Source organism: Streptomyces monomycini (assembly GCF_022271435.1).
Lineage (GTDB): Bacteria > Actinomycetota > Actinomycetes > Streptomycetales > Streptomycetaceae > Streptomyces > Streptomyces monomycini.
In genome coordinates, this window is record NZ_JAFIQY010000031.1 from 52,861 (window position 1) to 66,534 (window position 13,674).

Here is a 13,674-nt window from a genome sequence, read left to right on the forward strand (position 1 = left end):
CCTTTCCTGTCGAACAAAGGCTTCGCGCCGGGCCGCGCCGCGCGGCCATGGCGTACGGGCCCCGCTCCGGCATCGGGGGGATGAGCCGGAGCGGGACCCGGGCGCGCCCCGGGGGGTGGGGCGCGCCGGCCGGGGGCGGGGGTGCCCCCGGTGTTCGGCGCGGGACTCGGGGGTGGTGCCCCGCGCCGAAGTCTCGCGGCCCTCAGGGGGAGGGCCGTCGTACGGGTTCCGTCAGAAGAACGTCCGGACGTAGTCCACGACCGTGCCGTCCGCCTCGGCCACCGGGATCAGCTGCCACTTGTCGAAGATCGTGCACGGGTGCGACAGGCCCAGCCCGACCCAGTCGCCGACCTCCAGGTCACCGGCCCGTTCCGTGCTGACCCAGGCGTGCTGGTCGGACAGCTTGGTGACGGTGACGCCGTCCGCGGGCCGTACGGAACCGTCCCGGCCGGAGCGTACGACCTGGGCCTGCGGCAGGTCCAGGTCGTACGCCGCGTCGCGCTTGCCCGCGTTCAGGAAAGCCTGCTCCGGCGTCGGGCGGGAGACGACCTGGGACCAGAGGCGGAAGGCGGGTTGCAGGGCGCCCTCGTCCGGAACCCGGTTGAACGGGGTCAGGCGGCGGTAGTGGCCGTCGTCGTGCGAGACGTACGCGCCGGAGCGCAGCAGCTTCAGCAGCGGCCGGGACAGTTCGGGCGCCTCGTCGAACACCTCGGCGACCGCGTCGAACCAGGCGCTGCCGCCCGCGCTGAGCACGATCTCGTCCAGGTCGGCGAAGCGTCCGGAACGGTCGAAGGCGACGGTGAGCGCCAGGAGGCGGCGCAGCCAGGCGGTCACCCGCTCGTGCGTGGCGTCGGGCACCTCGCCCTCGTACCCGGCGACGCCGACCAGGCGCAGGGTGTCCACCCCCGCCAGGGCGTCGGCCAGTTCGACGCACTCCTCGTCGGTCCGCACGCCGGTACGGGCGCCCTCGCCCGCGGCCAGCTCGATGACCACGTCCACCGGGCGGGTGGCGCCCGCCTCCCGCAGGGCGGCGTCCATCAGCTCGATGCCGCGCAGCGAGTCGACGTAGCAGACGCAGCGGAAGCCGGGGTCGGCGTCCAGCTCGGCGGCGAGCCAGCGCAGCGCGGCGGCGTCGACGACCTCGTTGGCGAGGAAGATCCGCTGGATGCCGTAGGCGCGGTAGACGCGGGCCTGGTGGGGGACGGCGGCGGTGATGCCCCAGGCGCCGTGCGCGAGCTGGCGGGCGAAGAGCTGCGGCGCCATCGAGGTCTTGCCGTGCGGGGCGAAGGCCAGGCCGTGCCGGTCGGCGTAGGTCTCCATCAGCGCCAGGTTGTGTTCCAGCGACTCGGCGGACAGGGCGAGGACGGGGGTGGTGAAGCCGCCGGTGAACAGGTTCCGGCGGTCGGCCGCCAGCTCGCCGACGGTACGGCCCTCGGCATCCGGGGGAAGCCCCTTGAAGCGGTGGTCGACCCGCTCGTCCGCGAGGGTCGTCGCACGCCGCTCGGCGGTGGCTGCGTCGGCGCCGGGTGCGGCGCCGGTGGCGCTGCGGTCGGCGTGGGGCGCGGCGGCCATGGGGGCCTCCTCAAGTTCTTGTTGCACTGTGTGCAACACCCATTGCGCATATCGCTTACTGCTGTCTAACATCCGAGCCATCGCCGGGTCAATGGTGCGTAACACGTCGCGGAACGGCTCAACACGGCCCGTACGCAAAGGAGTGCAGGTAATCGTGACCACGTCCAGCAACGTCAGCGCCGGCGGCAACGACGCGACGGACGGCACCGCGCCCGCCCGCGACGCGGCGACGGACGGCCCGCCCCCCGCCCGCGACGAGATCGCGGACGGCCCGCCGCCCGCCCGGCCGCGAACCGGCGCCGTCGATGTCGTCTGCCTCGGCGAAACCATGGTCACCTTCATGCCCGCCGGGCCCGGCCGACTCGCCGACGTACCCACTTTCGAGCGCGGCATCGGCGGCGCCGAGTCCAACGTGGCCTGCGCCCTCGCCCGTACCGGCCACCGCACCCGCTGGATCTCCCGCCTCGGCGCCGACGCCTTCGGCGACCACGTCCGGGACGCCGTCGCCGCCTGCGGCGTGGACGTCTCCCACGTCCAGCGCGACCCGGCCCGCCCCACCGGCGTCTACTTCCGTACCGCCGGCGAACGCGCCACCGGTACGGAGACCGAGGCGGGTGAGGCCGAGGTGGCGTACTACCGCGCCGGATCCGCCGCCTCCGCCATGTCCCCCGGCCTGCTCGACGCCGACGCCCTCCACGACACCCGCGTCCTGCACCTCACCGGCATCACCGCGGCCCTGTCCGACAGCTGCCTCGACGTGCTGCGCGTCCTCACCGCCCCGGCCCCCGGACGGCCCCTCGTCTCCTTCGACGTGAACTACCGCGTCGGCCTCTGGCGCGACCGCGCCGTACGCGGCCCCGGACTCCTCCTCGACCTCGCCCGCCACTGCGACCTGGTCTTCGTCGGCGAGGACGAGGCGGCGGCCGCCTGGGACCTGCACGGACCCGACGCCGTACGTGACGCCCTGCCCGAGCCCGCCGTCCTCGTCGTCAAGCAGGGCGCCGACGGGGCCACCGCGTACGCCCGCCAGGCCGACGGCAGCGACACGGTCACCACCGCGCCCGCCCTCGCCGTCGACGTCGTCGCCCCCGTCGGCGCGGGCGACGCCTTCGCCGCCGGATTCCTCTCCGCCACCCTCCGCGACCTGCCCGTCTTCACCCGCCTCCGGCACGGCCACCTGATGGCCGCCGCCTCCCTCACCGTCCCCGGCGACCTCGGCACGCCCCCGTGCCGCGACCTCGCCGACCACCTTGCGGGCCTCGACCCCGCCGCCTGGGGGAGACTGCGTCTCGGCCCCGGCTGGACCACCGACGGTGACGCACCCACTGACCGCAGCAGCGGCACCACCAGCCACGGGGTGCACAACCCACGGGTGGAGGTCCGTACCCCATGAGTCAGACAGTCGACCGCGCACTGAGCATCCTGCCCCTGCTGGCGGAAGGCCCGGCCAACCTCGAACAGGTGGCGGGCCGGCTCGGCGTGCACAAGTCCACCGCCCTGCGCCTGCTGCGCACACTCCACGAGCACGGCATGGTCTACCGCCAGAGCGACCAGCGTTACCGCCTCGGCGCCCGGCTCTTCGCCCTCGCCCAGCAGGCCGTGGAGAACCTGGACGTCCGCGAGATCGCGCACCCGCATCTCGTCGAACTGAACGAGAAGTGCGGACACACCGTGCATCTCGCGGTGTACGAGGAGAACGAGGTCCTCTACATCGACAAGGTCGAGAGCCGCTATCCCGTACGGATGTACTCGCGCATCGGCAAGCCGGTCGCCATCACCGTCGCGGCCGTCGCCAAGCTGCTGCTGGCCGACCTGCCCGAGCCCGAGCGCCGCGCGCTCGCCGAAAAGCTCGACTACCCCCTCTACACGTCCCGTTCGACACCCCACGCCCAGGCCTTCCTGGCCGAGCTGGCCAAGGTGCGCGAACAGGGCTGGGCCACCGACCTCGGTGGCCACGAGGAGTCCATCAACTGCGTCGGGGCCCCCGTCCGCGGCGCGGACGGCCGGCTCGTCGCCGCCATGTCGGTCTCCGCGCCGAACGTCGTCGTCACGGCCGAGGAACTCCTCACCCTGCTCCCGCTGGTACGCCGCACCGCGGACGCCATCAGCCGGGAGTACTCCGGAAACACCCGCGTACCCGACACGCAAGACCAGAAGGAAGCCCGCCCATGACCGAGAAGACCGCCCTCACCCCGGCCACCCACACCACCCCGCCCGCCAAGTTCTCCCACGGCGTCAAGAAGGGCAACATCCTCCAGGTCGCCGGCCAGGTCGGTTTCCTGCCCGCCGTCGAGGGCCAGGCCCCCACCCCGGCAGGCCCCACCCTGCGCGAGCAGACCCTCCAGACCTTCGCCAACGTCAAGGCGATCCTCGAAGAGGGCGGCGCGAGCTGGGACGACGTGATGATGATGCGCGTCTACCTCACCGACGTCGACCACTTCGCCGAGATGAACGAGATCTACAACGCCTACTTCGAGGCCGAGGGCCTCAAGGAGGCGCCGGCCGCCCGTACGACGGTGTACGTCGGCCTCCCCAAGGGCCTCCTCATCGAGATCGACGCCCTCGCGGTACTGGGCTGACCGGGACCTCCCCTTGCCGTTACCGCCGCTGAACCCGCCGCACGGCACGGCGCCCCACCCGCCCGGGGCGCCGTGCCGCGGTCCCCCCTGCCTGGAACTTCCCTGTCTGACAACGGAGTCATCACATGGTCCACGCTGCTCTTACCGCTGTCGCGGCCCCCGCCGCACCACCAACCCCACCCCACACCGGCGGCCTGCTGGCCCTCATACCGGGCACCCCCGGCCTCCTCACGGTCGCCGCCCTGGGAATCCTGCTTCTCCTCTTCCTCATCATCAAAGTCCGCCTCCAGCCCTTCGTGGCGCTGCTGGGCGTCTCCATAGCCGTAGGCCTGGCAGCAGGCCTCTCGGTCACCGAACTCTTCGGCACGGTCCAGAAGTCGTCCCTCCCCTCCCTCATAGAGAGCGGTATGGGAGGCATCCTGGGCCACGTCGCCATCATCATCGGCCTGGGCACCATGCTCGGCGCCATCCTCGAAGTCTCCGGCGGCGCGGAAGTCCTGAGCGCGCGCCTGCTGGGCCTCTTCGGCGAACGCCGAGCGCCCCTGGCGATGGGCCTGACCGGCCTGATCTTCGGCATCCCGGTCTTCTTCGACGTAGGCATCTTCGTCCTGGCCCCCATCGTCTACGCAGCAGCGAAGCGAAGCGGCAAATCGATCCTCCTCTACTGCATGCCGCTGCTCGCCGGCCTCTCCATGACCCACGCCTTCCTCCCGCCGCACCCCGGCCCGGTCGCCGCCGCCGGCCTGTTCAAGGTGGACCTCGGCTGGATCATCCTCATGGGCCTCGTCTGCGGCATCCCCGCCGTCCTGGCCGCGTGGGCCTACGCCGCGTGGATCGGCAAGCGCCTCTTCGTCCCCGTACCGCAGGACATGGTCGAGGCCGCGGAGGAGGCCCGCGCAGCGGTGATCGCCGAACAGTCCGCGGCAGGCGTCCAGCCCCACGAGAAGCCGGTCGCCCTCGGCACCGTCCTCACCATCATCGGCACCCCCCTCGTCCTCATCCTCCTCGCCACCTTCTCCTCGATCGCCCTGGCCCCCTCCACCCTCCGCTCGGTCGTCGAGTTCTTCGGCAACCCCTTCGTGGCCCTGACGATCGCCCTCCTCCTCGCCTACTACCTCCTCGGCATCCGCCGCGGCTGGTCCCGCAAGTCCCTGGAGACCGTCTCCACCGCCTCCCTCAAGCCGGTCGGCAACATCCTGCTGGTGGTCGGCGCGGGCGGCATCTTCGGCGCCGTCCTCAAGGGCAGCGGCGTCGCCGACGCCCTCTCCGACACCTTCCACAACGTCGGACTCCCCGTCATCCTGCTCGCCTGGCTGGTCTCCGTCGTCCTCCGCGTCGCCCAGGGCTCGGCAACCGTCGCCATCGTGACGACCGCGGGCATCGTCCTCCCCCTGGTGGACGGCCAGGGCCTGTCGCAGGCCCACCTCGCCCTGATCATCATGGCCATCTCGGCCGGCTCGATCTTCGCCTCCCACGTCAACGACGGCGGCTTCTGGATGGTCGCCAAGTACTTCGGCATCTCCGAACGTGACACGCTGAAGTCGTGGACGGTGCTGGAGACGGTGCTGTCGGTGGTGGGGTTCGCGGTGGCGGCGGTGGTGAGTCTGGTGGTGTAGGCCAGACGCTTCCGGGGCTGTACGGTACGGCGACCGGAGGCAGGGGCGTGATCGAAGCCGAACTGCAAGCGCGCGTGCGCGACCCCGCGGTGATGCAGGAGCAGTTGGACCGGCTGGCCACGGGGCGCGACGAGGTGTACCGGGGAATCCTGACGGTTCAGCGGCGCTTTCCGATCAGGCCGGCCTGCTTCGCGCGGGCGTGGCGGGCCGGGGCGGCCTCCGCGCGGGCCCGTGTCGCCTTGTCGCGCTTGGCGATCTCCAGGAACAAGGCCTCCTCGCTGCCGGGCACCACGAGGATGCCGCCGAAGGCCAGGTCGCCCGCGACCCATGCGCCGTTCTCGGCCTCCTTCGGCCAGCGGCGGCGGCCGAGTACGTTGACGGCCCGCAGCCACGGCACCGGGCCCCGGCCGCCGCCGCTGATCTTCAGCGTGAAGGAGGTCCCGTACTTGGACCAGTCGTCCGCGTCCCTCTTCGCGACGCGCGGCCAGAATTCCAAGGGGTAGGTGCGGAGCATCGCGCGCAACGTGCCGAGGCGGATGGAGAACGCGAAGCGGTAGACGGTGAAGAGCGCCAGGAGGACCGCGGCGACGGCGAACAGGCCGAGGGCGGGGGAGTCCGACGTACCGGTCCTGGTCAGGACGGCAGGGGCGGCGACGAGTGCGGCGATGATCACGAGCCGCAGGGTCAGGTCCCCGAGCAGGCGCCGGGTGGCGCGGCTGATGACACGCTCGACGTCCACGGGGGCGGGCTGGCCCGTGGCGCGGGGTGGGGCGGTCAACGGTCTCCTCAAGGCGTTCCGGGCCGGTTCACCTTAAGTCGTCACGGGCGAGTCCGGCCGGGCGGCGCGGCGCCGGGTGGCGCGACGCCGGCCCGCGGTGACGACCGCGGCCCGGCGCGTGGCTGCCGAGGTCAGCCCGTCTTGCAGTACTGCGCCTCCTTGCCGATCGACCGGTACATGCAGTCGCTGTTCTCCAGGAGTTGCAGGACCGCGTCGCGGTTGCGGGAGGTTTCGCGGGCGATGACCGAGTCGCGGGGGTAGAAGCCGCCCTGGCCCGCCGAGGAGGGGTACATCTCGAAGGTGTAGCCGAAGATCTTCTGGTTGCCCCAGAGCCAGTCGTCGATGGAGCCGTCGGTGATGTAGAGATCGCTGGACTGCTCGGGGGTGTAGCCGTTGCTGGCCGCCATGGACTTGCCGACGGCGGCGAAGGCGTCGCGGTCGTCCTGGGTCATGCCGGGGGCGGTGTCGTTGTAGGTCCAGCCGAACGGCCACAGGACCAGTTCGCTGTACGTGTGGAAGTCGATGGCGGTCTTGATCTGCTGGACGCCGCCGACGATCCGGCTGCGGACGAAGTCGGCGACGACCTTGACCTCCGGCGCGGAGGCCGGGGCCCGGCCGCGGTAGGTCTCGGAGCCGGTGCTGCCCGAGGAGCCGCCGCAGCAGCCCCACTTGTAGTCCCAGTTGCGGTTCAGGTCGGTGCCGACGTTCGCGGAGCCGCTGTTGGGCTGGCGGTTCTTGCGCCAGCTGCGGAAGCTGCCGGTGGCGATGTCGTAGGCGCCGCCGTCCGGGTTGACGTCCGGGACGACCCAGATCTCGCGGGAGTCGAGCATCTTGGTGACGCGCGGGTCGCTGCCGTACTTGGACGTGTAGTCGTTGAGCAGGTAGAGGGCCATCTCGACGGTGAGGTGTTCGCGCGCGTGCTGGTGCGCGGTGAACAGGACCTCGGGTTCGTTCTCGTCCTGGGCGACGTTCTTGCTGAGCTTGAGGGCGAGGATGTCGCGGCCCTCGTAGGTCTTGCCGATGACGCGCTTGGCGAGGATGGCCGGGTACTTGGCGACGAGCGCGTTGATCTCGGCGGTGGCCTCGGCGTTGTTGTGGTACTTGCCGTAGCCGGAGGGGAAGTCCTTGACCCGGTCGCCGGTGCCCGAGGGGGGCGCGGGCAGGGCCCGCAGCCGGTGGCCGAGCTTGCGTACGAGGGCGGCCTGCGCGGTGTCCGCGGTGATGACGACGGTGCGGCCGTGCACCTCGTCGATGGACACACCTGTCGAGGCGAGGGCGCTGCGCTCGGCCGCGGTGGCGAGGCCGGTGATCTCGTACTGGCGGGGTGTGCCGGTGTCGGCCGCCGCGGTGCCGGCCGCGGCGGTCCGGGTGGACGGGGACTGACGAGGGGAGTCCTCCGCACGGGCGGCGAGGGGTGCGGCCAGTGCGAGGGAGACGAGCGCGGTGAGGACGGTGGTCCGTCTGCCGCGTAACCGTGGTCGCATGGTGTGACCTCCGTGGGGGTGTGAGGCTGGCGACGGCGCCAGTGTTTTGCCTTGGCATGGCTCGGTCAATGCTTTGCGTTGACACAAACACGCCAATTTCGCGCGGGTTTCCGGAAGATTCTTGCCAGCGGCCTGTGCCGCACCAACAATGCGCACGACAAGTCCGGCGCCACGCCGGACTCACCAGTGTGAGAGGACCCCCACATGAACAGACCTCTCGTCGGCGCCCTGGCCACGGCCGTCCTGAGCGCCACGGCGCTGATGGGCGCCACCGGCACGGCGGGCGCCGCCACGACGGCGGACGCGACGGCCACGGCGGACCGGGGTGCGGCCCGGACCGTGTCGGCGCCGCAGCTCCAGCCGGTGCAGAGCGCCCAGGCCGCGGCGCAGGCCAGGCCCAAGGCCGTGAACTTCGCGGGTACGGTCGCGCTCAGCAACTGCTCGGGTTCGATCGTCCGGATGCCCACTTCGGCCGACAACGACCCGGCTCTGGTCATGTCCAACGGCCACTGCCTGGAGAGCGGCATGCCCGACCCGGGCGAGGTCGTCGTCGACCAGCCCTCCAGCCGCAGCTTCACCGTGCTGAACGCCTCGGCCGGCAACCTCGGCACCGTACGCGCCACCAAGGTCGTCTACGGCACGATGACCGACACCGACGTGTCCTTCTACGAACTTTCCTCCACCTACGCCCAGATAAAGCAGCGTTACGGCATCAAGGCGCTGGACATCGCCACCAGCCACCCGGTCAAGGGCACCGCCATCACCGTCGTGTCCGGTTACTGGAAGAAGACGTACTCCTGCAACATCGACGGGTTCGTCCCCCAGTTGAAGGAGGGCGGATACCTGATGAAGGACTCGGTCCGCTACACCCCGGCCTGCAAGACGATCGGCGGTACGTCCGGCTCGCCGGTCATCGACAACGCCACCGGCAAGGTCACCGCGATCAACAACACGGGCAACGAGAGCGGCGGCCGCTGCACGATGAACAACCCGTGCGAGATCGACGAGAACGGCAAGGTCACCGTCCGCAAGGGCATCAACTACGCGCAGCAGATCTACACCATCCCCAAGTGCTTCGGGACCGGCAACAAGCTGGACCTGGGGCGCGCGGGGTGTGTCCTGCCGAAGCCGTGACGGCCGAAGGCTGAGGGCCCGTACAGCCCTTGACCCGCACAGTCCTTGACCCGCACAGTCCTTGAGACGCACAGTCCTTGAGACGTGAGCCTGCCGCGCGGCGCTCCGGGCGCCGCGCGGCCGGTCGTCTTCCGGGTTCGTACGGTCGGTCACGGCAGGCCGTGCGCGTGCGCCCCCACCTGGCCCGCGAACGCGTCGCCGTTCGCCGCGTCCCAGTTCGTGGACCAGGCCATCGCGCCCCGCAGCCCCGGACAGGTCTTCGACGGCTTGAACGAGCCGCAGTTCTCGCCCTGCGTCAGACAGTCCAGCGCCGCGTTCACCACGGACGGCGGCGCGTAACCGCCGCCCGCCGCCCGGGACGACGCCGGGACGCCGATGCCGACCTGCGACGGGGCGAGCCCGCCCTCCAGCTGGACGCAGGCGAGCGAGGTGACACCGCCCCCTTCTCGCCGCCGACCGAGATGATCACCGACTTGCCGGCCGCCTGCTGGGCCTTGATGTCCGCCGTGAAGTCGTCCGCGGAACCGTAGCCGACCGCCGGATCGAGGTGGAAGTCCAGACCGCCGGGCGTGCTCGTCGCCTCGGCGAAGGAGACCGCGATGATGTCGTAGGCGTCCGGGACGTCCTTGAGCTTCTGGACCGTGGCGCCGTTGTCGAAAGTTCTGCCGGTAGCCGGTGACGGCGTGCTCCGGTACGGCGGTGGTGCGGGGCGGGGCGCCCGCCGCGACGAGGCCGGCTGAGGTCAGTGCCGCGGCGGCCAGTCCTGCCAGGGCCCTGACGGCGCGCCGTGCGGGGCGTCCGCGTGTGCTGCTCTTCCTGATCGTGCGCGTACCACTGGTGCCTCCGTGGGGGGAGTTGGGCAGGGTGGTGCTGCTGCGCGTTCAGGGGCCCCTGAGCTGCTGTGGTGCTGATGTTGCGGGTGGTGCTTCGTACGGGCGTACAAGCTGGTCCGGACCAATGTGCGTGTCAAGGGGGCGAGCGGAACCGGGAATTCCGCGGGCGGCGGGGCGCGTCGGGGGAGGGCGGACGCCAAGACGGGCGGCCAGTACCCCAGAACGTGTTCTCCCGGGCGGAACTCGTGGATAAGGTGCTGAGCCAACAGCAGTGCCGACAGCGCCAACAGTGCCGACAGCGCCAGCAGCGCAGTGGGGGACGCGACGTGCCGACCGCGATTGCAGTCACCAGCGCCGATCTCGCGCTGCCCGCCACCGACCGGCAGACCCCGGCCGCCGTCGTCGTCCGGCCCCCGCACGCCCAGCCGCTGGACGAGGCGCTCAACGAACTGGGCGCGGTGCTGGAGCACCACGGCCATCTCGTGGCGCTCTACTCCACCGCCTGCCCGCCGGACCACGTCCGGCGGCTGCACACCCTGCGCGCGGTCCTGGAGAGCGACCGGTTCGCGATCCTGCCGATGGACCTGCCGCCGCTCGGCCTGGCCGTGCTGGCCCACCAGCTCCGGCAGTTGTCCCTGTGCGACTTCAGCCCCGGGCTGCTCGCCTGCGCCGCCCGCCTGCTGGCGCACTACGTGCACGCGGGCGCCCTGCTGGGCAGCGTCGCCCGTCTCGACAGGGTGGCGACGGACCTCCGTTCCCACCTGCGCTCCTGGGTGCCCGGCGCGCACTTCGCGGTGCTCGCCAACCCGGAGCCGCAGCTGGTCCACCTCGACCGGCACGCCGAACGGGCCGCCGAAGCGGGCCTGCGCGCACCCGGCTTCGCCACCCGCCTCGTCTGGGCGCGCGGCCAGCTGTCCGGCGAGTGGGTCGGCGGTGTCCTGGCGCGTTCCTGGCAGGTGCAGGGGACGTACGAGGTGCCGCTGCCCGCCGAGTCGGCGGTGTGGTGGGGCACGCACAAGGCCGCCGAGTTCGCGGCGGCCATTCCGGATCTTTCGGTGCTCTACCAGCTCGTGGCGTCCGTACGGAGAGAGGAGTGCCGCTGGTGCGGTCTCGAACTCATCGGCGACCGGTGCGCGTTCTGCTGTGCGCCGACCGCTGTACCGGGCGCGGCGGCGGACGCCGGGCGCCGTACGGGCGGGGCCGCGCGGTCCCGCACCGGAATCGGGCCCGGCCCGGCACTGGAGGAATCCGCCGCGCCCGCTTCGTCCCTGCTGCGGCGACGGGGCCTGGCGCCGGTGGCTCCGGGCGGGGTCCCCGGACCCGAGCCGGGGCGGCGGACGGCCGTACGGGCACGCTGATCCGCTCCGTACCGGCCCCGTCCCGTACCGGCTCCGTCCCGCCTGTGCGGACCGCCCCGCGCGAGACGGCCCCACCGGACACCGACCCGCCCGGCCCTGGCTGCCCCGTCCCCTCTTCCGTCCCCGTTCCCGTCCCCCTTCCCGCCTCCGCCCCCGCCCGCACCGATCCCGACGAGGTCCCGCACCCATGAACTCACGCCAGCGCCGCGGAGTGATCCTGCTGCTCCTGTCGGTCCTCTGCGCGCTCGGCGCGTTCGTCGGCGTGCTGTCGGTGATACGCACCGTGGAGTCCAAGGTCGGCCCCGAGCGCACCGCGTATCGGCTGAAAACGGACGTGGCCGCCTATCAGACGCTCGATCCCGGCCAGTTCGAGAAGGTGGAGATACCGGAGCGCTGGCTGCCGTCCACCGCTGTCAGGGACCTGGCCCGGGTCCGCGGGAAGATCGCCGTGACACCGCTGCACAAGGGCTCGCTCCTCCAGGACGACATGGTCGTCGACCGCCCCGCGCTCAAGCCGGGGCAGCAGGAGATCGCCATCATGATCGACGCGGCCACCGGCGTGGCCGGGAAGATCAACCCCGGGGCCCGGGTGAACATCTACGCCACCTTCGAGGGCAAACGCTCCCAGGACCGGCCCGTATCCAAGGTGATCGTGGCGAACGCCCAGGTCATCGACCGGGGCAAGCTCACCCCGCTGGAGCACAAGGACCCCGGTGACACCCGTTCCTCCAGCACCCGCCGCGCCACCGACGCCGTACCGATCACCTTCGCGCTGAGCACCCAGGACGCCCAGCGCGTCGCCTACGCGGAGTCCTTCGCCACCCACGTACGGCTCGCCCTCGTCGCCCCCGGCACCGAGGCCGACATCCCGCCCACGGAGCGCACCTACACGCTCGACGGCGACAAATGACCCGGAGGCCCTGGTGACCATCCGCATCCTCCCGGCGGTCGGCGAACCCGACGCCGCACGTGCCGTGTCGTCGCTGCTCAGCCAGTTGCCGGGCGCCGAGCCCGGGCCGCCGGTCACCGACTCCACCGCCCTGCTCAACGCGCTCGACCAGGCCGTGTCCCGGGCCACCGCCGGCTCCCCGGACCGGCCGGGGCCGCCGTCCGCGGTGGACGAGCTGCCCGAGGTCGTCCTCGTCCACGAGCGCATCGGCCCGGTGCCCGCGCTGGAGCTGATCCGCGACATCGCGCTGCGCTTCCCCGCCGTCGGCGTCGTACTGATCACCACCGACGCGGGCCCGGCCCTGTTCGCCGCCGCCATGGACGCGGGCGCGCGCGGCATCGTCGGCCTGCCGCTCGGCTACGACGAACTGTCGGCCCGGGTGCAGGCCGCGGCCCAGTGGGCCGCCGGGGTACGAGTGCACCTGGGCGGCGGACAGGAAGCAGCGTTCGGCCCGGCGGGCACGCTCGTCACCGTCACCGGGGCCAAGGGCGGTGTCGGTACGACGGTCACCGCCGTGCAGCTCGCGCTCGCCGCGCGCGCTGCCGGACGTAGCGTCGCGCTGGTGGACATGGACCTTCAGTCCGGCGACGTGGCCTCCTACCTGGACGTCCAGTTCCGCCGTTCGATCGTCGACCTCGCCGGTATCCAGGACATCTCCGTACGCGTCCTCCAGGACGCCGTGCACGCCCACCACACCGGCCTGGGCCTGCTGCTGGCGCCGGAGGAGGGGGAGCGCGGCGAGGAGGTGGACGACCGGGCCGCCCGTACGGTCCTGGCGGCGCTGCGCTCGCGCTACGAGCTGGTGGTGGTGGACTGCGGCTCCCAGATGCAGTCCGCCAACGCCGCCGCCGTCGAACTCTCCGACACGGCCCTGCTCGTGACGACACCGGACGTGATCTGTGTACGGGCCGCCAAGCGCCTCGTACGGCTGTGGGACCGGCTTCAGATCCGCAAGGCGGAGGACACCACGACCGTCGTCAACCGCCTCACCCGTAACACCGAGATCCAGCCGCCGCTGGTCGGCAAGGCCACCGGCACCCGGGTCGCCCGCACGCCTGTACCGGCCGCCTTCAAGGAACTCCAGCCGTACGTCGACGCCGGCCGGATGCAGGACCTGGACGCCCGGTCCGCGGTCCGGCAGGCGCTCTGGGCGCTGGCCGGTGAGCTGGGCCTGGTCGACGGGCCGGCCGCGGCCCGGCAGGGGCGGGGCAGCCACCGCGCCCGTACGCCGCTGACCGGGCGGCGGCGCAAGGCGCTGACGGCCGGGACCGCCGCCGGGGAGCCGGGGATGCCGGGGGTGCCGGGCGCCCAGGGCGCCCCGAGGGCCGCGGGGGCCTTCGGCCCGGCCGGCCCGTACGAGGAGGGCTGAGG

Annotated in this window: 11 protein-coding genes and 1 pseudogene; 8 read left to right on the forward strand and 4 right to left on the reverse strand. The window is 72.1% G+C overall.

Annotation, left to right across the window (positions count from 1 at the left end; all coding sequences use genetic code 11):
- Window positions 1-231: 231 nt before the first annotated feature.
- On the reverse strand, window positions 232-1,572 hold the full coding sequence (locus tag JXZ78_RS28265; protein WP_030020657.1) for an amino acid deaminase: 1,341 nt from the start codon (window positions 1,570-1,572) through the stop codon (window positions 232-234).
- Between the two features lie 328 nt (window positions 1,573-1,900).
- Here JXZ78_RS28265 and JXZ78_RS28270 point away from each other — a divergent pair, with 328 nt between their 5' ends.
- The 4 genes from JXZ78_RS28270 to JXZ78_RS28285 all read left to right on the forward strand — a co-directional run bounded on the left by JXZ78_RS28270 (window position 1,901) and on the right by JXZ78_RS28285 (window position 5,767).
- The gene (locus JXZ78_RS28270; RefSeq protein WP_238783437.1) at window positions 1,901-2,965 is read left to right on the forward strand and encodes a sugar kinase; all 1,065 of its coding nucleotides are present in this window, start codon (window positions 1,901-1,903) and stop codon (window positions 2,963-2,965) included.
- Window positions 2,962-3,744, forward strand: a complete 783-nt coding sequence (locus JXZ78_RS28275; RefSeq protein WP_030020659.1) for an IclR family transcriptional regulator — start codon at window positions 2,962-2,964, stop codon at window positions 3,742-3,744. The genes JXZ78_RS28270 and JXZ78_RS28275 overlap by 4 nt, the downstream gene beginning before the upstream one ends.
- Window positions 3,741-4,151 (forward strand): RidA family protein, encoded by a 411-nt coding sequence (locus tag JXZ78_RS28280; RefSeq protein ID WP_030020660.1) that lies wholly within the window; start codon window positions 3,741-3,743, stop codon window positions 4,149-4,151. The genes JXZ78_RS28275 and JXZ78_RS28280 overlap by 4 nt, the downstream gene beginning before the upstream one ends.
- Before the next feature lie 125 nt (window positions 4,152-4,276).
- Complete coding sequence (locus tag JXZ78_RS28285) at window positions 4,277-5,767, forward strand: GntP family permease (RefSeq protein ID WP_030020661.1); 1,491 nt, start codon at window positions 4,277-4,279, stop codon at window positions 5,765-5,767.
- A gap of 157 nt (window positions 5,768-5,924) precedes the next feature.
- Here the strand turns inward: JXZ78_RS28285 and JXZ78_RS28290 are convergent, their stop codons facing one another.
- Both JXZ78_RS28290 and JXZ78_RS28295 read right to left on the reverse strand, forming a co-directional pair.
- On the reverse strand, window positions 5,925-6,545 hold the full coding sequence (locus JXZ78_RS28290; protein WP_030020662.1) for a hypothetical protein: 621 nt from the start codon (window positions 6,543-6,545) through the stop codon (window positions 5,925-5,927).
- A 131-nt stretch (window positions 6,546-6,676) separates the two neighbouring features.
- Complete coding sequence (locus JXZ78_RS28295) at window positions 6,677-8,029, reverse strand: M14 family metallopeptidase (protein WP_030020663.1); 1,353 nt, start codon at window positions 8,027-8,029, stop codon at window positions 6,677-6,679.
- 204 nt (window positions 8,030-8,233) lie between these two features.
- Here JXZ78_RS28295 and JXZ78_RS28300 point away from each other — a divergent pair, with 204 nt between their 5' ends.
- Window positions 8,234-9,163 carry a S1 family peptidase gene (locus JXZ78_RS28300; protein WP_030020664.1) on the forward strand — a complete coding sequence of 310 codons (930 nt, stop codon included), beginning with the start codon at window positions 8,234-8,236 and terminating at the stop codon, window positions 9,161-9,163.
- Window positions 9,164-9,312: 149 nt separating this feature from the next.
- Here JXZ78_RS28300 and JXZ78_RS28305 read toward each other — a convergent pair.
- Window positions 9,313-9,984 (reverse strand): annotated as a pseudogene (locus tag JXZ78_RS28305) (hypothetical protein).
- Window positions 9,985-10,322: 338 nt separating this feature from the next.
- Between JXZ78_RS28305 and JXZ78_RS28310 the strand changes: the two are divergent.
- From JXZ78_RS28310 to JXZ78_RS28320, 3 genes are all read left to right on the forward strand, one after another.
- Window positions 10,323-11,354, forward strand: coding sequence for a hypothetical protein (locus JXZ78_RS28310; protein WP_063726099.1), 1,032 nt, complete (start codon window positions 10,323-10,325; stop codon window positions 11,352-11,354).
- Window positions 11,355-11,541: 187 nt separating this feature from the next.
- Window positions 11,542-12,264: a Flp pilus assembly protein CpaB gene (gene cpaB, locus JXZ78_RS28315; RefSeq protein ID WP_030020667.1), complete on the forward strand. Its 723-nt coding sequence runs from the start codon at window positions 11,542-11,544 to the stop codon at window positions 12,262-12,264.
- A 13-nt stretch (window positions 12,265-12,277) separates the two neighbouring features.
- A complete protein-coding gene (locus tag JXZ78_RS28320) occupies window positions 12,278-13,672 on the forward strand; it encodes a CpaE/TadZ family protein (protein WP_030020668.1) in 1,395 nt (464 codons plus the stop codon).
- Window positions 13,673-13,674 lie beyond the last annotated feature (2 nt).

What these genes read in the sequence shown, in the direction of transcription:
- JXZ78_RS28270 (WP_238783437.1), top strand. Translation starts at nt 1,901, where the DNA reads ATGGTCACCTTCATGCCCGCCGGGCCCGGCCGACTCGCCGACGTACCC.
- JXZ78_RS28280 (WP_030020660.1), top strand. Translation starts at nt 3,741, where the DNA reads ATGACCGAGAAGACCGCCCTCACCCCGGCCACCCACACCACCCCGCCC.
- cpaB (WP_030020667.1), top strand. Translation starts at nt 11,542, where the DNA reads ATGAACTCACGCCAGCGCCGCGGAGTGATCCTGCTGCTCCTGTCGGTC.
- JXZ78_RS28275 (WP_030020659.1), top strand. Translation starts at nt 2,962, where the DNA reads ATGAGTCAGACAGTCGACCGCGCACTGAGCATCCTGCCCCTGCTGGCG.
- JXZ78_RS28285 (WP_030020661.1), top strand. Translation starts at nt 4,277, where the DNA reads ATGGTCCACGCTGCTCTTACCGCTGTCGCGGCCCCCGCCGCACCACCA.
- JXZ78_RS28295 (WP_030020663.1), bottom strand. Translation starts at nt 8,029, where the DNA reads ATGCGACCACGGTTACGCGGCAGACGGACCACCGTCCTCACCGCGCTC.
- JXZ78_RS28265 (WP_030020657.1), bottom strand. Translation starts at nt 1,572, where the DNA reads ATGGCCGCCGCGCCCCACGCCGACCGCAGCGCCACCGGCGCCGCACCC.
- JXZ78_RS28300 (WP_030020664.1), top strand. Translation starts at nt 8,234, where the DNA reads ATGAACAGACCTCTCGTCGGCGCCCTGGCCACGGCCGTCCTGAGCGCC.